Origin of the sequence: Bradyrhizobium sp. AZCC 1578 (assembly GCF_036924675.1) — a bacterium.
GTDB lineage: Bacteria > Pseudomonadota > Alphaproteobacteria > Rhizobiales > Xanthobacteraceae > Bradyrhizobium.
Map to the genome: position 1 here is coordinate 2,627,559 of NZ_JAZHRZ010000001.1, position 17,549 is coordinate 2,645,107.

General features: G+C 64.0%; 18 protein-coding genes. 17 read left to right on the forward strand and 1 reads right to left on the reverse strand.

The annotated features are described in order from the left end of the window. Positions 1-8 precede the first annotated feature (8 nt). The 13 genes from V1290_RS12650 (at position 9) to V1290_RS12710 (ending at position 11,946) form a co-directional block, all read left to right on the forward strand. Complete coding sequence (locus V1290_RS12650) at positions 9-446, forward strand: SRPBCC family protein (protein ID WP_057842976.1); 438 nt, start codon at positions 9-11, stop codon at positions 444-446. A gap of 1 nt (position 447) precedes the next feature. Next, entirely contained in the window at positions 448-891 is a 444-nt protein-coding gene (locus V1290_RS12655; RefSeq protein ID WP_213289246.1) for an SRPBCC family protein, read from the forward strand. 16 nt (positions 892-907) lie between these two features. Continuing rightward, a complete protein-coding gene (locus V1290_RS12660; protein WP_334364707.1) occupies positions 908-1,726 on the forward strand; it encodes an FAD binding domain-containing protein in 819 nt (272 codons plus the stop codon). 6 nt (positions 1,727-1,732) lie between these two features. Next, entirely contained in the window at positions 1,733-2,212 is a 480-nt protein-coding gene (locus V1290_RS12665; RefSeq protein ID WP_334364708.1) for a (2Fe-2S)-binding protein, read from the forward strand. A 10-nt stretch (positions 2,213-2,222) separates the two neighbouring features. After that, complete coding sequence (locus V1290_RS12670) at positions 2,223-3,803, forward strand: xanthine dehydrogenase family protein molybdopterin-binding subunit (protein WP_334364709.1); 1,581 nt, start codon at positions 2,223-2,225, stop codon at positions 3,801-3,803. A gap of 2 nt (positions 3,804-3,805) precedes the next feature. Further along, the gene (locus V1290_RS12675) at positions 3,806-4,828 is read left to right on the forward strand and encodes a xanthine dehydrogenase family protein molybdopterin-binding subunit (protein ID WP_334364710.1); all 1,023 of its coding nucleotides are present in this window, start codon (positions 3,806-3,808) and stop codon (positions 4,826-4,828) included. Positions 4,829-4,836: 8 nt separating this feature from the next. Next, positions 4,837-5,718 (forward strand): AAA family ATPase, encoded by an 882-nt coding sequence (locus V1290_RS12680; protein ID WP_334364711.1) that lies wholly within the window; start codon positions 4,837-4,839, stop codon positions 5,716-5,718. Next, on the forward strand, positions 5,715-6,833 hold the full coding sequence (locus tag V1290_RS12685) for a vWA domain-containing protein (protein ID WP_334364712.1): 1,119 nt from the start codon (positions 5,715-5,717) through the stop codon (positions 6,831-6,833). Before V1290_RS12680 ends, V1290_RS12685 begins: the two co-directional genes overlap by 4 nt. Continuing rightward, positions 6,830-7,720 (forward strand): amidohydrolase family protein, encoded by an 891-nt coding sequence (locus tag V1290_RS12690; protein WP_334364713.1) that lies wholly within the window; start codon positions 6,830-6,832, stop codon positions 7,718-7,720. Before V1290_RS12685 ends, V1290_RS12690 begins: the two co-directional genes overlap by 4 nt. 53 nt (positions 7,721-7,773) lie before the next feature. Then, positions 7,774-8,622: an MBL fold metallo-hydrolase gene (locus V1290_RS12695; protein ID WP_334364714.1), complete on the forward strand. Its 849-nt coding sequence runs from the start codon at positions 7,774-7,776 to the stop codon at positions 8,620-8,622. A 19-nt stretch (positions 8,623-8,641) separates the two neighbouring features. After that, entirely contained in the window at positions 8,642-10,219 is a 1,578-nt protein-coding gene (locus V1290_RS12700) for an isochorismatase family protein (protein ID WP_334364715.1), read from the forward strand. Positions 10,220-10,232: 13 nt separating this feature from the next. After that, entirely contained in the window at positions 10,233-10,859 is a 627-nt protein-coding gene (locus tag V1290_RS12705) for an FMN-dependent NADH-azoreductase (RefSeq protein WP_334364716.1), read from the forward strand. A 73-nt stretch (positions 10,860-10,932) separates the two neighbouring features. Beyond that, a complete protein-coding gene (locus tag V1290_RS12710) occupies positions 10,933-11,946 on the forward strand; it encodes a zinc-dependent alcohol dehydrogenase family protein (protein ID WP_334364717.1) in 1,014 nt (337 codons plus the stop codon). Between the two features lie 36 nt (positions 11,947-11,982). Here V1290_RS12710 and V1290_RS12715 read toward each other — a convergent pair whose 3' ends face one another. Continuing rightward, positions 11,983-12,867, reverse strand: coding sequence for a DUF2066 domain-containing protein (locus tag V1290_RS12715; RefSeq protein WP_334364718.1), 885 nt, complete (start codon positions 12,865-12,867; stop codon positions 11,983-11,985). Between the two features lie 529 nt (positions 12,868-13,396). Here V1290_RS12715 and V1290_RS12720 point away from each other — a divergent pair. The 4 genes from V1290_RS12720 to V1290_RS12735 are packed head-to-tail and all read left to right on the forward strand — an operon-like array spanning position 13,397 to position 17,545. Beyond that, positions 13,397-14,467: an efflux RND transporter periplasmic adaptor subunit gene (locus V1290_RS12720; RefSeq protein WP_334364719.1), complete on the forward strand. Its 1,071-nt coding sequence runs from the start codon at positions 13,397-13,399 to the stop codon at positions 14,465-14,467. A 47-nt stretch (positions 14,468-14,514) separates the two neighbouring features. Continuing rightward, a complete protein-coding gene (locus V1290_RS12725) occupies positions 14,515-15,195 on the forward strand; it encodes an ABC transporter ATP-binding protein (RefSeq protein WP_028347190.1) in 681 nt (226 codons plus the stop codon). Beyond that, on the forward strand, positions 15,192-16,352 hold the full coding sequence (locus V1290_RS12730; RefSeq protein ID WP_334364720.1) for an ABC transporter permease: 1,161 nt from the start codon (positions 15,192-15,194) through the stop codon (positions 16,350-16,352). Before V1290_RS12725 ends, V1290_RS12730 begins: the two co-directional genes overlap by 4 nt. A gap of 2 nt (positions 16,353-16,354) precedes the next feature. Next, a complete protein-coding gene (locus V1290_RS12735) occupies positions 16,355-17,545 on the forward strand; it encodes an ABC transporter permease (RefSeq protein WP_334364721.1) in 1,191 nt (396 codons plus the stop codon). Positions 17,546-17,549 lie beyond the last annotated feature (4 nt).

Sequence of the window (17,549 nt, forward strand, 5' to 3'; positions counted from 1 at the left end):
CACGCGTCATGGCCCGGGTGTACGTTTCCACCGTCGTCAACGCCCGCAACGACCGCGTCTGGGCGCGCGTGCGCGACTTCAACGGGTTGCCGAACTGGCATCCCGCGATTGCGGAGAGCCGCATCGAGGGCGGCGAGCCCGCGGACAAGATCGGATGCGTGCGGGATTTTCGCCTGCGCAACGGCGATCGTATCCGCGAAAAGCTGCTCGGGCTCTCCGACTATGACATGTTCTGCACCTACTCCATCCTGGAGTCCCCGATGGGCGTGGAGAACTACGTCGCGACGCTGCGGCTGACGCCCGTGACCGACGGCGACCAGACCTTTCTGGAATGGACGGCCGAGTTCGACTGCGCTCCCGAGCGTGAGAACGAACTCGTCAGCAACATCGGGACCGGCGTGTTCCAGGGCGGCTTTGATGCGCTCAAGCGTGCCTTCGGAGGCTAGCGTGCCGCATATCGTCAAAAGCACGATCCTCGACGCGCCGACAATCGCGGTCTGGAATGTGCTGCGCGATTTCAACGGGCACGACCGCTGGCATCCTGAGGTCGCCACCAGCACGATCGAGCGCGCACAGGCCGCCGACAAGATCGGCTGCGTGCGGCGCTTCAAGCTGCAGGACGGCTCGGAGCTGCGCGAACAACTGCTCGCCCTATCCGACCTCGAACAGACCTTCAGCTATTGCCTGCTCGATACGCCGATCCCGATGTTCAATTATGTCGCCCATGTCCGCCTGCTGCCGGTCACCGACGGTGACCGCACGTTTTGGCATTGGGAATCCAGGTTCACCACGCGGCCTGCCGATGCCGAGCGGCTGACGCAGATGGTCGCGGAACAGATCTATCAAGCCGGCTTCGACGCCATTCGCCGGCACCTGAAGGAGGCCGCATGAAAGCGGAGGTGAAGCCATGCCCGTCACGGTGAAGACATTCGCGAATTTTGGCGAGGCGGCGTCGGCGTTGTCGTCCGACCGCAGCGCGCGCTATCTCGGCGGCGGCACCCTCGTCATGCGCGCCCTCAACGAGGGCGATGTCTCGATCTCCACCGTCGTGCGCGCGACCGACCTGGCGCTGACCCGCATCGACGTCGCAAGCTCGCGCGTCACGATCGGCGCCGGCGTCACTTTTGCGAGAATTCTGGCCGAGCGCGAACTCGCCTTTCTGCACGCGCCTGCGCGCTCGATCGGCGGGCCGGCCGTGCGCAACATGGGCACCGTAGGCGGCAATCTGTTCGCGCCCAGCCCCTACGGCGACTTCACCGTCGCCCTGCTGGCGCTCGACGCGACAGTCTCCGTCCAGGGCGGTCTTGGCGCCCGCGACATGCCAATCGAAGAGTTCCTGCAATCCCGCGAACGGCAGAGCGGCGCGCTGGTGCTGGCGGTCGCGTGTCAGCGGCCTGCAAGCGCCGACGCCTTCCGCTATCGCAAGATCGCCCGCATCAAGCCGAAGGGCGGCTCGGTGATTACGCTGGCGGCGCACCTGCCTTCGAGCGGCGGCCGCGTCTCAGGTGCGCGCATCGCGCTCGGCTCGATGGCCGCAACGCAAATTCGCGCAAGGGCCGCCGAGCGGGCGCTGGAGGGCCGCGCGCTTGACGACGCGGCGATCAACGCCGCTGCGGCGGTAGCCGCCGAAGGCGTGTCACCCTCAGATAATGCCCTTGGCAGCGCCTGGTATCGCCGCGAGATCGTCGGCGTTCATCTTCGCCGCCTGTTGTCCGGCCTGGAGTAAGCCTTCATGACCAAGACCGCCCTGCAATTTCGTCACAATGGCCGCGACGTCGCGCTATTCGTCGACGGCGGCGTCAATCTGCTGGTCGCGCTCCGCGAAGGAATCGGCGACATGACGCCGAAGTTCGGCTGCGGCCAGGGCGGCTGCGGCGCCTGCAGCGTGCTGATCGACGGCGAGTTGCATCTTTCCTGCCTGACGCTGGCGGAGACCGTGAACGGCCGCTCGATCGAAACGCTCGACGGGCTGAAGGACGGACCCAACCTGCATCCGCTGCAGCGCGCCTTCATGGAGCAGTTCGCGGCCCAGTGCGGCTACTGCACGCCGGGCATGCTGATGGCCGCCAAATCGCTGCTCGATCGCAATCCGTCGCCAACCCGCGCCGAGGTCATCGAGGCGATCTCCGGCAATATCTGCCGCTGCACGGGCTACGAGCCGATCATCAATGCCGTGCTCGCCGCCGCCACGAGCGGACGCGCCCGCGCCTGAGGGAACCGCCATGCTGGAACTGCGCAAGGACATCTTCGCCGACGAGCGCGACGATAACCTGAAGGAGATCGGGAAAGGTACGCAGCGCCAGGACATGCTCGGCCATGTCACGGGCACTTCGACCTATTTCGACGACCATAAGCTGCAGGGCATGCTGCATCTCAAAGTGCTGCGCAGCCCGCACGCGCATGCCCGCTTGCGCCGCATCGATACGATGGAAGCGGAACGATCCCCCGGCGTGCGGCGCATCATTCGCGGGGCCGACGTGCCGCGCAACCTCAACACCCTGCTCAGCCTGATCAATTTCGGCAAGGACGACGAGCCGTCGCTCGCGGTCGACAAGGTGCGCTACAAAGGCGAGCCGATCGTCGCCATCGTTGCCGACAGCCCGCGCGAAGCTTACGAGGCGATGGCGAAAGTGCGCGTCGACTACGAGCCGCTGCCGACGGTGTTCGACGTCGAGGAGGCGCTGAAGCCGGGCGCGCCCGTCGTCAACGAGACCTACCCAAAAAACACCTTCATCTATCACGACGTCTACGATCATCAGAAGCTGCGCTTCGGCGACGTCGAGCGCGGCTTTGCCGAGGCCGATCATGTGCTCGAACAGCGCTATCAGATGTCGCCGATCGAGCATGCGCCGACCGAGACCAACGGCTCGATCGCAGCCCCCGACACCAACGGCCGCTATGTCGTCTATACCTCGACGCAGGCGCTGTTCTTCTCGCTCGACACCTGCGCCAAAATCCTCGACGTCCCCTCCAACACCTTCCACTTCATCGGCGGAACCGTCGGCGGCGGCTTCGGCGGCAAGGTGGACACGCTCACCGAACCACTCGCCATTCTCGGCGCGATGCTGACCGGACGCCCGGTGCGCTATCAGCTCGGCCGCGAAGAAGAGATGCAGTTCGGCTCGCCGCGCGGAGCCGAGCGCATCTACATCAAGGACGGCGTGATGCGCGACGGCCGCATCGTCGCTCGCAAGATCCGCGCCTATTTCGACAGCGGTGCCTATACAAGGCTTTCAAGCTACGCCGTCGTCAAATGCGTGGCCCACCTGCCCGGCCCCTATACGATCCCGAACGTCCACGGCGACGTCTACTGCGTGTTCACCAACCGGACGCCTGCTACCGCCATGCGCGGCTTCGGCGTCACGGCAATGGACTTTGCGCTCGAATGCCAGATGGACAAGCTCGCGCATCTCGTCGGCATCGATCCGATGGAGTTCCGCATCCTCAACGCCTATCGCGACGGCGACATGAAGGCGCACCGGCGCGAGGCCAAGAACACCGCGCTGATCGAATGCGTCCAGGTCGCCGCCGAGAAAGCAAAATGGCCGCTGCGCGAAGAGGTCAAGCAGATGTCGTCGCGCAAGGATGGCGGCGGCATCCGGGCGGCGATTTCGCCGACGCCGCTTGAACCTGTTCTCCAACGCGCCGCGGCTGTGCAGCAGCGAACCACCTACGATCGCGCGCCTCCTGCAACGACCCAGCAACCGCCGCCCCCCACGCCGGCGCCGCCTCCCCCGCGGCCACCGGCGCCGTCGCATGGCGCCACCCGCTTTTCTACCGTCTTCGGCACCAGGAGGCGCTGACCATGGCAAAGCATCGTGGACGCGGCATCGCTTCGGTCAACTATCCAATCGGCATGAACCTTGGCGGCGACCCCAGCCAGGCGTTGGTGCATTCCAACCCCAGCGGCAAGTTCACGGTGTCGCTGTCATCAATCGACCTCGGCCAGGGCATGAAATCGGTGACGCGGCAGATTTGCGCCGAGACGCTCGGCGTGCCGGTCGAGGACGTCTATGTCGACACCGCCGATTCCGACACCGGACCGCACTGCATGGGCTCGTTCGCCTCGCGCGGCACGCATCGGGTCGGCAATGCGGTGATGGCGGCGGCGAAAGAGGCGCGTGGCGTCATGATGGAAGCCGCTGCGGAGGAATTGGAGGTCAACGCCGCCGACCTCGAAACCGACGGTCGCGGCAACATCCATGTCAAGGGCGCGCCGCATCGCTCGATCTCCACCAAGGATGTCGCGATCGCCGCGCAGTTCAAGCAAGGCAAGACGATCTCAGGCCGCGGCATCTTTCTGGTGCCGCTGTCCGAGGTGAACCCCGAGACCGGCGAGATGTCACCTGCGACTTGCTATGCGCACGCTTGCCTGGTCGCCGAGGTCGAGGTTGACGACGAGACCGGCGAGGTCGGGATGGTGCGCATGGACAGTGCATACGAACTCGGCCGCGCGCTCAATCCGCGGCTGGTGGAGCAGCAGCTCGTCGGCGGCGCCTGGATGGGAATCAGCCACGCGCTCTTTGAAACACCCGAACCCTATTATCCCGACCCGGCGCATGGTCCGCGCGATTTCGTCGAATATCTGATGCCCGGCCCCGGCGACACCTGTCCGCACGATATTGCGGTGCTGGAACGCCCTGCGGCCGACGGCCCGTTCGGCGCCAAGGGCCCTGGCGAGATGTGCGCAAACCCGGTGCTGCCTGCGGTCGCCAACGCCATCTTCAACGCGGTCGGCGTGCGGATGGATGAATTGCCGATCACGCCTGAAAAAGTCTTGCGGGCCATCAGGGCACAGGGCGGCGCGCGGCCGCAAGCGAGGCGCTGAGGTCAGGCATGACGGTCCGCGGCAATATCGTCGGCATCGACAGCCCGGAGGCGCTCGAAAGGGCGCTGCGGACGGCGTACTACCTCGCCGACGATGGCTTGGCGACGGCGGCCTATCTTGCACTCGCGCTCGGCAAGCCGCTCCTGCTCGAAGGCGCGCCGGGTGTCGGCAAGACCGAAGCTGCAAAAGCCATCGCCGCCGTGCTCGGCCGCCGCCTGATCCGGCTGCAATGCTACGAGGGCATCGACGCATCAGCCGCGCTTTACGAATGGAACTACCCGCGCCAGATGCTCGCGATCCGCCAGGCCGGCGAAGAGAGCATCGACATCTATGGCGAGACTTTTCTGATCGAGCGGCCGATGCTGGCCGCCTTGCGCGCGCCCGACTCCACCGTGCTGCTGATCGATGAAATCGACCGCGCCGACCAGGAATTCGAGGCGTTTCTGCTGGAATTCCTCTCCGACTTCCAGATTTCGATTCCCGAACGCGGCACCGTCCGCGCCGCCGAGCGCCCCGTCGTCGTGCTGACCTCGAACCGCACCCGCGATCTGCACGAGGCGTTGCGCCGCCGCTGCGTCTACCACTGGATCGAATATCCCACCGCCGAGCGCGAGGCGCGGATCGTCATGATGCGGGCTTCCAGTGTCGCCGAGGCGACCGCGCGCGCGGTCGTCGCCGCCGTCGGCCGGTTGCGACGCGAACCATTGAGCAAGGCGCCAGGCATTGCCGAAGCTGTGGACTGGGCCGAAGCCGCCACACTACTGCACGCGCGCGGCGCCCGCTGGCCGGACGCGTTCAAGCGCTCGATCGGGGTTGCACTGAAGGACGAGGAGGACCTCACCTTCATCTCCGGCCGGCTCGACGCCCTTATTGCGGAGGCTGCCGCGTGAGCGACGAACCTCAATTGCCACGTGCTGCCGGCGTCTTCGTGTCCTTTGTCGCTCTATTGCGCGCCAACGGTTTTGCCGTGGCGCCGGAACAGACGACGACGTTCCTGGCCGCCATCGAGTTGCTGGGTCCGCGCAGCCTCGAAGCCATCCGGCAGGCCGGATTGGCAACGCTCGCGCCGCCACCCGAGCGGCGCGCGACCTACGACCGGCTGTTCGACATCCATTTCCTCGGCAGCGAGGCGATCGACCATGCCGGCGCCGAAGATGAGGAAGTGGTTCGCCTGCACGAGGAAGGACGCGGCGAGGATGAAACGTTGCTCGCCGATGACGCTAACGAGTCAGGGCTTGCTGCGGCCCGCGCGGAGGCGCTGGTCGAACGCCGCTTCGCGCCAAGCCAAATTGGCGAGGCCTTGCGTCGGCTGTCACGCGAAGCCCCTGCCCGACTACCGCGACGCCGCGGCCACCGGCGCAGGCGCGCCCGGCGCGGGCCCTGGGCCGATCTGCGGCGAACCTTGCGCGACAGCGTGCGCGACGATGGCGAGGTGCTGCGGCTCGGCCGTCTCAAGCGGCGCACCCGTCCGCGCAAGGTGCTGCTCTTGATCGACGTCTCGGGTTCGATGAAAGGGCGCACGGACGACAATATGAAGCTCGCCCATGCCGTGGTGCATGCGGCTCCCAACGTCGAGGTATTCACCTTCGGCACAAGGCTCACCCGCGTGACGCGCGCCCTCCGTCTCAAGCGCCGCGAGCAGGCGCTGTTCGCCGCAGCGCATCTGGTCAGCGATTGGGACGGCGGCACCCGCATCGGCGATGCGCTGCAGGCGTTCCTGGCGGTACCGCGGTTCGGCAGCTATGCGCGCGGCGCCGCCGTCGTCATCCTCTCCGACGGCCTCGAACGTGGCGATCCCTCGGCGCTACGCGACGCGGTGGCAAAACTATCGCGGCGCGCCTGGCGCCTGAGCTGGCTGACGCCGCTAGCGTCAGGCCCCGGCTTTCAGCCGCAGACCGAAGCCCTGATCGCGATTCGCCGTTTTGTGGACGATCTGGTCGATGGCGGATCCACGGCCGCGATCGTTTCGCATGTACTCTCGCTTGGACAAAGGAAGGCCGCGTGACCGATATCGTCGATGCCCATCACCACGTCTGGCGTCAGGCCGACCTGCCGTGGCTGGTTGGCCCGATGCAGCCGCGCATCTTCGGCCCCTACGAGCCGATCCGACGCGACTATCCGATCCAGGAATATCTCGCTGACCTCGCAGGTTCCGGCGTAACGCGTTCGGTCTATGTGCAGACCAACTGGGCCAACGACCGTTTCGAGGATGAAACGGCCTGGGTGCAAGAGACCGCAAAGGACCATGGCTGGCCGCACGCCATCGTCTCCTATGCCAATTTCAACGTCGACGATGTCCGCCCGCAACTCGACCGTTTGGCCCGCTATCCCCTCGTGCGGGGCGTGCGCATGCAACTGCACTGGCACGACAACCCGCTTTATCGTTTTGCGGCGCGGCCCGACCTCTGCGCCGATCCAAAGATCCGGCGCAACATCACGCATCTCGCCCACTATGGTTTCAGCTTCGATCTGCAGGTGTTTGCGCCGCAGATGGCCGATGCCGCGGGTCTCGCCGAAGCGTGTCCCGATGTGACCTTCATCCTGCAGCACGCCGGCATGCCGGAAGACCTCTCGCCGCAAGGCCGATCCGCGTGGCGCGCCGGGATGACCCGACTTGCGGCCTGTCCGAACGTCGTCTCAAAACTGTCCGGCCTCGGCACGTTCATCCACCGCAACGACCCTGCGCATGTAGCCGGTGTTCTCACCGAGACGGTCGCGATCTTCGGTGCCGACCGCTGCCTGTTCGGCTCCAATTTTCCGATCGAAAAACTCTGGACAACTTATCGTGAACTGATCGACGCCTATCTCGCCGCGACGGCTTCGCTTCGCGCCGATCAAAGCGATGCCATTCTGAGAACGACGGCCGCGCGCGTCTATCGGCTGGGAGCGTGAGCGATGACGGCGCACGCGCAGACCGCCAATTAAAAGAACGTGGGAGGGAACATATGCCGCTTGAAATCAAAATCCTCGACTATGGGGATATCGAACTGGAATCGAGCTTTCTCGTGCTCGGCCGCGATTGCGGCCGGACCCGCCGCGTCCTGACGCTGGGCTTCCTGATCGTCGGCGGGCCCTATCCGGTGGTGGTCGACACCGGCTACCGCTCCAACCAGATCATGGAAACGCTGGGCATGCGCGGTCTGCAATACCACGAGAACATGATCGAGAATCAGCTCGCGCGCCACGGCGTGCGCATGGGCGACGTCCGCTTCGTCTGCCACACCCATCTGCACATCGATCATGCCGGCAAGGACGATCTGTTTCCGATGAACACCACCGTCGTGCTCAACCGCAAGGAGCTGGAATATTCCGTCTCCGGGTTGATGCATCCGCAATATCCGGCGCCCGATATCAAGCACCTGATCGACCGCCTGCACACCAGGAGCGCGCTGCGTTTCCTCGATCTCGAAGTGACCGGCCCAATCGAACTGATGCCGGGCGTCTATTGCGATGCCGCCAACGCCCACACCGAAGGTTCGATGAACATTCATGTTCATACCGCTGACGGCATCGCCACCATCTGCGGCGATGTAATCTACGACTTCAACGACCAGATCGTCACGCCCTTCAACGAGATTCACGATTGGGAACCGCGCACGACAGGCAATCACGGTACCAGCAAGCGGGCGGAGAAGGCGGCCATCAAAAAACTCCTGAGCAACTCGCGCTATCTGCTCCCGGTCCACGACCGGCCGGCCAAGATCGAAGGCGGCATGGTGGTCGGCCGGCTCCATGACCAGGTGCCAGGCCCCGTGGTGCAGAGCCTGCCGCAACGCAATTGGTTTCCGGCCTGAGCGCTGAAAGGACGGACCGATGACGCACGTCACGCTGCGCCCGGAATTCGAAACGTTGATCGACCCCTATGCGCCGGTCGGCCAGGTCGGCACCGGTTTCGAATTCACGGAAGGGCCGATCTGGCATCCGATTCATCAGTATCTGCTGTTTTCGGACATGCCCGCCGACGTGCGCCGGCGATGGGACGCCAAGCGCGGTGTCGTCGAGGTCAAGCGCCCCTCCAACAAATGCAACGGCATGACCTATGACGCCGGGCTCAATTTGATCGTCTGCGAGCACGCCACCTCGTCATTGATCCGCGAACGTCCCGACGGAAGGCGCGAGGTGATTGCCTCGCATTTCGAGAATCAGGAGCTCAACAGCCCGAACGACGTCTGCGTGCATTCGAGCGGCGCGATCTATTTCAGCGATCCCTGGTACGGTCGCATGCCGGTCTATGGCGTCGAGCGGCCGCGCCAGCTCGGCTTCCAGGGCGTTTTTCGCGTGCCGCCCGGCGGGGGCCCACCGAAACTCGTGGTCGATCGGCACATGTTCGATCAGCCGAACGGCCTTTGTTTCGCGCCCGACGAGCGCCTGCTTTACGTCAACGACACCACGCAGGCCCTGATCCGCGTCTTCGACGTCGAAACTGATGGCGCGCTCGCCAACGCGCGCGTCTTCGCCAGCGGCATTCATTCCGAGTTCGAGCCCGGCCTGCCCGACGGCATGAAGTGCGACCAGCGCGGCAATGTCTGGGTCACGGCGCCCGGCGGTGTCTGGGTCTATTCGCCATCAGGCGAGTTGCTCGGCAAGGTGCGCGTTCCCGAACTCGTCGCCAATCTCACCTGGGGCGGACCCGAGTTTCGCACGCTCTATCTGACCGCCACGCATTCGGTCTATGCGATTCCGGTCAAAGCCGGGCCGCGCCATGAGCCCTATATGAGCGGGCGGATTTCGACCGGCCCCGATATCGGTGCCGCGCAGCCCGCCTCACCACAACTTACCAGCGGCGACATGCAACTCGATCCGCGCCGCTGCGCCATGATCATTCAGGATTTGCAGAACGACGTGATCATGGAGGGCGGCGCGTTCGCCGATTCCGGATCGCCCGTCCATGCGCGGCAGCAGCGGGTGGTCGACAATGTCCGCCGCCTTGCCGAGGCCGCACGGGCCCGCGGCGTCGTCATCATCCATGTCTGGTTCATCGTCGAACCGGGCGCGCCCGGCGTCACGCTCAACGCTCCCTTGTTCGAGGGGCTGGTCGATAGCGGCGCGATGGTGCGCGGAAGCTGGGGCGCCGCGCCGGTTCCGGGGCTTGAGCCGCGCGCCGGCGATTTCGTGGTCGAGAAGATGCGCATGAGCGCCTGGGAAGGCACGCGGCTGGAAACCATCCTGAAGGCGACCGGCCGCGACATGATCATCAACACCGGCGCCTGGACCAACATGTCGGTCGAGCACACCGCCCGCACCGGCGCAGACAAGGGCTACTTTATGGTCGTGCCGGAAGACTGCTGCTCGACCATGAACGCCGACTGGCACAACGCCTCCATCAATTTTGCCATGCAGAACGTCGCCGTCGTCACCAACGCCGATGCGGTTATCAGGGGATTAGGATGACCAGAGCGCGGCCATGCCAAAACTCTTTCACCTGAGCTGCTCGCCGCGCGCGGACTCGGAATCTTCGGCCGGCGCGCACGTTTTTATCGACCGCTTCCGCCAGGCGCGGCCGGACTGGGACATCGACGTGATGAACCTGTGGCGGGATCACCTGCCGGAATTCGAGGGTTATGTACTGGAGGCCAAATATGCCCGCATCAATGGGCGGGCCTTCACCGATTCACAGCGCGACGCCTTTGCGGTCGCCGAGCGCATCGCGCTGCGGTTCGCGCTCGCCGACCGCGTGCTGATTTCGACGCCGATGTGGAATTTTGGGATTCCTTACAAGCTGAAACAATGGATTGACGTGATCACGCAGCCTGGGCTTACGTTCCGGTTCGATCCCGCGCAGGGATATCTGCCCTTGGTCGCAGACAGACCGACGGTGGTGATCCTGGCAAGCGGCAGCGACTTCGTCACCGGCATGAATCGCGGCCGCATCGACATGGCGACGCCCTACCTGCGTGAGGCGCTGCGCTTCATCGGCGTCAGCGATGTGCGTTTCGTGCCGATCGGACCAACGACGGGGCCGCTCGAACCGATCCGGGCGGCTCGCGAAGGCGCGCATCGGCGGCTGGCCGAGATGGCCGCGCGATTCTGACTCGCAAGGTTGGCGGAACCGGAACATTTGCGGCAATATAGCGCTCACCGGACCGCGTCGAAGGAGATCTCCGTTGAAGTGCTACGAACTACAGGGACCGAGCGGAATCGATGGACTTGCCCTCGTGGACAAGCCTGTGCCGGAGCCCGGCGACGGCCAGGTGCTGGTTCGGCTCAGGGCGGCAACGCTGAACTATCGCGATCTCATTACGGTCAAGGGCGGTTACGGCTCGCGTCAGAAATTTCCACTCGTGCCGGTTTCGGACGGCGCAGGCGTCATCGAGCGGGTCGGCCCGGGCGTGCGGGAATTCGCAGCCGGCGACCGCGTCATCGGCAGCTTCTTCGAAAGCTGGATCGGCGGCGAACCGAGCGAAGCAAAAATGCGCTCAGCCCTCGGCGGCGCGGTCGACGGCGTCCTTAGCGAGTATCGGGTCTTTCCGAAGCACGCGCTGGTCCGAACGCCGGAGCACCTCAGCGACATCGAAGCCGCCGCGCTTCCCTGCGCCGGGCTCACGGCCTGGAGCGCGGTCGTCAAGCTCGGTGGCGTGAAGCCTGGTCAAACCGTTCTGACGCAGGGGACCGGCGGCGTATCCCTGTTCGCAGTTCAGTTCGCCAAAATGTGCGGCGCGCGCGTCATCGCGACCTCATCCAGCGACGCGAAGATCGAACGCCTCAAGCAGCTCGGTGCCGACTATACCTTGAACTACAAGACGACACCCGACTGGGGGAAGAAAGCCCGCGAATGGAGCGGTCACGGCGTCGACCTGGTCGTGGAGGTCGGCGGGGTCGGCACGTTGAATGAATCGATCCGGGCGACCAGGATCGGCGGCACGATCGCGTTTATCGGCGTGCTCGCCGGGCCGCCACCGTCCGACCTGCGGCTCCCCCTGATGGTCATGCAGCAGCAGCGGCTGCAGGGCGTCACCGTCGGATCGGTCGAGGATCTCCAGGCGATGGTGGACGCGATCACCACCAATGGCATGAAGCCAGTGATCGACAGAGCGTTCCGTTTCGATCAGGTCAGAGACGCTTTTGCGCACATGGAGAGCGGCGCGCATTTCGGCAAAGTGGCGATCCAGATCGGGTGAGCCCATAAGATCCTGCCAAATCTGCGGCCAATTCCGTCAGCGTCGGTCGCGGCCGCCCGGATCGCCGTTATCTGATAGAATCTGAGCCGCGCCGCCGACGCCACGTCGGAAAGCCTCGTCGAAAGTCACGCCGCGGATTTGCCAGCGGTGCGTCCGGCCTTGCCAGTCCATTCGCCAACGCGTGATCCACCCAAGCTCGCGATCATTCCAGACCAGATGTCCGACCAACGCGAGTTCCCCGCCCTGCTCGGTCGCGAGCGGCCCCAGAGTCGACGATGGCGCAGTCTCGAGCTTCGCGCCTTCTAGGTTCGATTTCGCCAACGCAGCCATGCGGGGCAGCACGACGTTCATCCCGCGCCGGTCGGCGGCTGCGAGCAACGCGTCGCGCTGCAAATCGGACTGAGCTCCATCCGCCGTGACGATAAAGTTCCTCGGGCCGTTCTCCATCTCGACAAAGACGGCAAGGCGCGGGCGATGTGAAAGCCACGGCTTCAAACCAAGCGCCTTGAGAATGTCGTCGATTTTCTTTTCCTCGAAGTCGACGGTCAGATCGTAGGGCCGATCTCGGGTGCCCTGCTCGTCACGAATTGGCTTACCCAAAAATTGGTCGCGATAACTGAATGCTCTGACGAAACTTTTCGCGTTCGATTTGTACGCCGCCAATCGACGGTCACCTGCAAGTTTCTGTGCGCCGGACACCTTGATCAGGACGTCCTCCAGACAGGAGGCAAAGCCGATGATGCGGTTGGCCTCGTCCTGTCCCGTGACGACGGTCTGCACCCGATACAGATCAGCTCCCGCCGCCGCCATCGCGCTCGCGCACCAAACCAGGGTTACTGCTAGGAGTATCCTGACGATGGCGCTGATAGCACCAAGCCACATCAAAACAGGCTGGCGTCTCGTCATAGGCAGATCAACCATGATGAGGCTTCCGCGATTCCTCAAGCTCTTGTCTTGGAACATTTGTAAATGCGAGCGCCAGAAATATGGTCTTAAGAAAGCCCTGCCGGCTGGTGGGCTTTCAACCCTAGCATTATGTATCTTTGCGCCGAAAATCATACGCGCGGGTCCAATGACAGGGTTCCGATTGCAAGATTTTTGCCGGGTTTTGAGGTCATTTCACGATCATAGGCGTCTACGCAGGGATCCGCGATGCTTAGCTTGGCAATTGGCGGTGCGACGCATACAACTCTTGCTGGTTCCAAGAATTGCTTCTATCGCCATTAGGCTTTAGATTTCCGCAATTCGCTCGTCGAAAATGGGCGCCGCCTGGCGCGCGCGAGAGCTGAACGTGATCTACAACCGAGCCGGGGTCGCCGCCTCACGAAAAAGCTGAGGGCTCGACCGCTGCTATGGCGAGACGTGCAGATCGGCTGTAAGAGAGACCGCCCGCGCGAGGACGACGTCGCCCGCGCGGAAGCTGCAGCGAGCAGCCGGATGGAAATGAACGATGCGCGAAGACAAGAGCAAATTGCTGAGATCGCTGACCATCGATCGCAGCGCCAGCAAGGTGGAGCGACCGAAGAGCCGCTGGCTGCCGATCTCGGCGGCCGTTGCCGCCTGCGTCGTCGTCGCATTTGCGGCCTTTGCCGCCTTCGAATTGCGCAGGCAGGACCAGCCCAAAGAGACGACATCGCAAACCGCACCGCAGCCTGCCTCACAGCCGCAAGCGCAGCAGCCTCAGCAGCCCGCAACGAATGGCAAGGCGGCCGGCAGCCTGGCGGCCTCCGGCTATGTGGTGGCGCGCCGCAAGGCAACCGTTGCGGCCGAAATTACCGGCAAGGTGGTCGAGGTCTTCACCGACGAAGGCAGGACGGTGACCGAAGGGCAAGTCGTCGCGCGGCTCGACAGCGTGCTGGCTGAAAGGGACTATGAGCTGGCGCGCTCGCGTGTCGAGACCGCCGACGCCGCCGTGGCCGCGATCAGCGCCGATCTTGAGGATGCGACCCGGATCATGTCGCGGGTACAGACCTTGTCGCAGAAGAACTTTGCCACCGAGGCCGATCTGACCAAGGCGCAGGCTCGGGTCGGCGTGCTCAGTGCGCAATTGCGCCAGGCGCAGTCGCAACTCGAGACCGCCAAGATCGACGCCAAGCGCAGCGGCTCGATGCTCGACAAGCACCAAATCCGCGCACCGTTTGCCGGCGTCGTCATCGACCGCAGCGCTCAACCCGGCGAGATGATTTCACCGATGTCGGTCGGCGGCTACACCCGCACCGGCATCTGCACGATCGTCGACATGGATTCGATCGAAATCGAGGTCGACGTCAACGAGGCCTTCATCGGCCGCGTCACCCCCGGCGGTCCCGTGAATGCGGTGCTGGATGCCTATCCGGACTGGACCATTCCCGCCTCCGTCATCGCGATCGTGCCGACTGCAAACCGCGAGAAGGCCACGGTGAAGGTCCGCATTCGCTTCGAAAAGAAGGACCCTCGCATTCTGCCCGACATGGCCGTGAAGGTGAATTTTATGCGCGAGGCCAAGGCGAACGGCTCCGCCGACGCCAGCGCCGCGAACTAGCTCCCGACCGATTCAAAGAGGAGACAAACGTGACAGCCGAACACCCGATGGTCCGCCTTACCGGCGTAAGCAAGCGCTTCACCAAGGGCAAGGAAACCATCTCGATTTTCGACCATCTCGATCTTGCGATTCCCCGCGGCGATTTCGTCGCCATGATGGGGCCATCGGGTTCGGGCAAGACGACGCTACTTAACCTGCTGGGCGGCATCGATCGCGTCGACGCGGGCGAGATTGCGGTGGCGGACCATCGCATCGACGGCCTCTCCGAGGGCGAACTGGCGGCCTGGCGGGCCGCCAATATCGGCTTCATTTTCCAGTTCTATAATCTGATGCCGATGCTGACGGCCGCGCAGAATGTCGAACTGCCGCTGTTGCTCACCAAATTGCGGAGCAAAGAACGCGCCGAGCGTGTTCACACCGCGCTTTCCGTGGTCGGGCTCGCCGATCGCGTCAAGCACCGTCCGCGCGAAATGTCGGGCGGCCAGCAGCAGCGCGTGGCGATTGCGCGCGCCATCGTCTCGGACCCGAACCTGTTGCTGTGCGACGAACCGACCGGCGATCTCGACCGTCAATCCGCCGACGAAATCTTGTCGATCCTGCAACTGCTCAACGGCGAGCTCGGCAAGACTATCGTGATGGTCACCCACGATCCCGCGGCGGCAAACTATGCCAAGCGCGTCTTGCATCTCGACAAGGGCCGCTTCGTCGAACGGGAGCTTGCCGCGTGAACGACTTCGATCTGGTAAGGAAAAACCTGTTCCGCCGCAAATTGCGCGCGAGCTTGATGATCGTGTCGATCCTGATCGCCTTCATGATCTTCGGCGTGCTCGCCGGATTTTACCGTGCCTTCACCGCCGGCGAGGATGCCGCCGCCGCTGATCGGATGATCACGGTCAACAAGATCAACTTCACCCAGCCGATGCCGATCGCCTATTTCAACCGCGTAAAAGCGGTGGAAGGGGTGCGGCAGGTGACATTCGCCAACTGGTTCGGCGGTTACTATCAGGACCCCAAGAACTTCATCATGGCGCTCGCGATCGAGCCAAACACCTACTTCGACGTCTATCGCAGCGAAATCGACGTTCCTCCCGAGCAGCTTCAGGCCTTCATCCGCGACCGCGGCAGCGCGGTGGTCGGTGAAACGCTGGCGCAGAAGTGGGGCTGGAAGATCGGCGATCGGATTCCTCTCAATAGCAACATCTTCAGCCAGAAGAGCGGTGGTCATACCTGGGATCTCACCATTGTCGCCATCGCCAAGGGCAAGGCCCAGCACGTCGATACCAACTTCCTCCTGTTCCAGTATCCCTATTTCGACGAGACCCGCAGCTTCGGAAAGGACACCATCGGCTGGATGATCCTGCAGACCACCTCGCCGGAAAACAACGACCGCGTGGCCAAGACCATCGACGCGATGTTCGCCAACTCCACCGCCGAGACCTCGACCGACACCGAAAAAGCATTCGGCAAGGCGTTCGCGGCGCAGTTCGGCAATATCGCCCTGATCGTGCTATTGGTGGTCGGCGCGGCCTTCATCACCATCCTGATGATCGTCGGCAACACGATGGCGCTCTCGATCCGCGAGCGCACCCGCGAGATCGGCGTGCTGAAGACGCTCGGCTTCTCAGGTCCGCGGATCCTGACGATGGTGCTCGGCGAATCCGTGCTGCTGGCGCTGCTCGGCGGCATTCCGGGCCTTGCGATTGCAGCGCTGATTGCGATGGCGCTCCGCACCAGCCTCGCCAACATCGCGCCCGCGTTTGCAGTATCGCCGACGATAGCGCTGCAGGGATTGGCGCTGATGATCGCGCTTGGATTGATCACCGGGATCATCCCGGCGCTCAATGCCATGCGGCTCAAAATTGCAACCGCGCTCGGACGGGGATAGGCATGCGTTCGCTTTGGCTTCAAGTGGCGGCGGTCACCGCCATCAATCTCAAGAGCATTTCGCAGCGCCGCTGGCTTTCGCTCTCGACGGTGATCGCAATCGCACTGGTAGTGATCGTGCTGCTCGCATTCCTGGCGATGGCGAACGGCTTCCAGCGCACCATTGCGGGATCCGGTGCCGACGACATTGCCATCGTGCTGCGGGCCGGCTCGCAGGCCGAGATCAACAGCACCGTGAGCCGCGATCAGGTGCGGCTGATCGAGGATGGACCTGGGATTGCGCGCGGTAGCGACGGCAAGCCGCTGATCTCGCCGGAACTCTATCTTGTGGTCGACGGCATCAAGCGCACGACCAAGACCAAGGCCAATCTGCCGCTGCGCGGGATCGGCGAACAGGGCTCCGAGTTGCGCAAGGACGTTCGCATCACCGCAGGCCGCATGTTCAGTCGCGGCAGCAACGAAGTGGTGGTCGGCAAGGCATTGCTGCGGGAATTTGAGGGGCTGGACCTCGGCTCCACAGTATCGTTTGGCGCCACGCGCTGGACCGTCGTCGGCGTGTTCGAGGCCGGCGGCAGCGTGTTCGAATCAGAGATCTGGGCCGATCTTTCCGTGGTCCAGAGCCTGTTCAACCGCAACAACATCGTCCAGACCGTGCGCGCGCGGCTCACCGGACCGGCTGCACTGAATGAGCTCAAAAGCTACAGCGACAACGATCCGCGGCTGAAGCTCGATGTCAAATCCGAAGCGAGTTACTTTGCCGAGCAGGCCTCGCAAACCTCCGACCTGATTCAGAAACTCGGCTGGCCGCTGGCGATCGCGATGGCGCTCGGAGCGGTCGCCGGAGCGCTCAACACCATGTATTCGTCGGTCGCCGCGCGCGCGACGGAAATCGCAACGCTACGCGCCATCGGGTTCGGCGGTTTCCCGGCTTTTGTCGGAACATTGGCCGAATCGCTGTTGCTCGCCGTCATCGGCGGCCTGTTAGGCGCGGCCGCGACTTACCTGATATTCGATGGCGTCACGGCGTCGACGCTTGGCGGCAACTTCACCCAGGTGGTGTTCGACTTCAAGCTGAGCCCCTGGCTGATCGCCGAGGGCGTGGCACTCGCGCTGATCGTGGGCCTGATCGGCGGACTGTTTCCGGCGCTGCGCGCCGCGCGATTGCCGATCGTCGAAGGCCTGTATGCGAACTGAACGC

What these genes read in the sequence shown, in the direction of transcription:
- V1290_RS12650 (WP_057842976.1), top strand. Translation starts at nt 9, where the DNA reads ATGGCCCGGGTGTACGTTTCCACCGTCGTCAACGCCCGCAACGACCGC.
- V1290_RS12700 (WP_334364715.1), top strand. Translation starts at nt 8,642, where the DNA reads ATGACGCACGTCACGCTGCGCCCGGAATTCGAAACGTTGATCGACCCC.
- V1290_RS12695 (WP_334364714.1), top strand. Translation starts at nt 7,774, where the DNA reads ATGCCGCTTGAAATCAAAATCCTCGACTATGGGGATATCGAACTGGAA.
- V1290_RS12670 (WP_334364709.1), top strand. Translation starts at nt 2,223, where the DNA reads ATGCTGGAACTGCGCAAGGACATCTTCGCCGACGAGCGCGACGATAAC.
- V1290_RS12735 (WP_334364721.1), top strand. Translation starts at nt 16,355, where the DNA reads ATGCGTTCGCTTTGGCTTCAAGTGGCGGCGGTCACCGCCATCAATCTC.
- V1290_RS12675 (WP_334364710.1), top strand. Translation starts at nt 3,806, where the DNA reads ATGGCAAAGCATCGTGGACGCGGCATCGCTTCGGTCAACTATCCAATC.
- V1290_RS12715 (WP_334364718.1), bottom strand. Translation starts at nt 12,867, where the DNA reads ATGGTTGATCTGCCTATGACGAGACGCCAGCCTGTTTTGATGTGGCTT.
- V1290_RS12720 (WP_334364719.1), top strand. Translation starts at nt 13,397, where the DNA reads ATGCGCGAAGACAAGAGCAAATTGCTGAGATCGCTGACCATCGATCGC.
- V1290_RS12680 (WP_334364711.1), top strand. Translation starts at nt 4,837, where the DNA reads ATGACGGTCCGCGGCAATATCGTCGGCATCGACAGCCCGGAGGCGCTC.
- V1290_RS12705 (WP_334364716.1), top strand. Translation starts at nt 10,233, where the DNA reads ATGCCAAAACTCTTTCACCTGAGCTGCTCGCCGCGCGCGGACTCGGAA.
- V1290_RS12665 (WP_334364708.1), top strand. Translation starts at nt 1,733, where the DNA reads ATGACCAAGACCGCCCTGCAATTTCGTCACAATGGCCGCGACGTCGCG.
- V1290_RS12660 (WP_334364707.1), top strand. Translation starts at nt 908, where the DNA reads ATGCCCGTCACGGTGAAGACATTCGCGAATTTTGGCGAGGCGGCGTCG.
- V1290_RS12725 (WP_028347190.1), top strand. Translation starts at nt 14,515, where the DNA reads ATGGTCCGCCTTACCGGCGTAAGCAAGCGCTTCACCAAGGGCAAGGAA.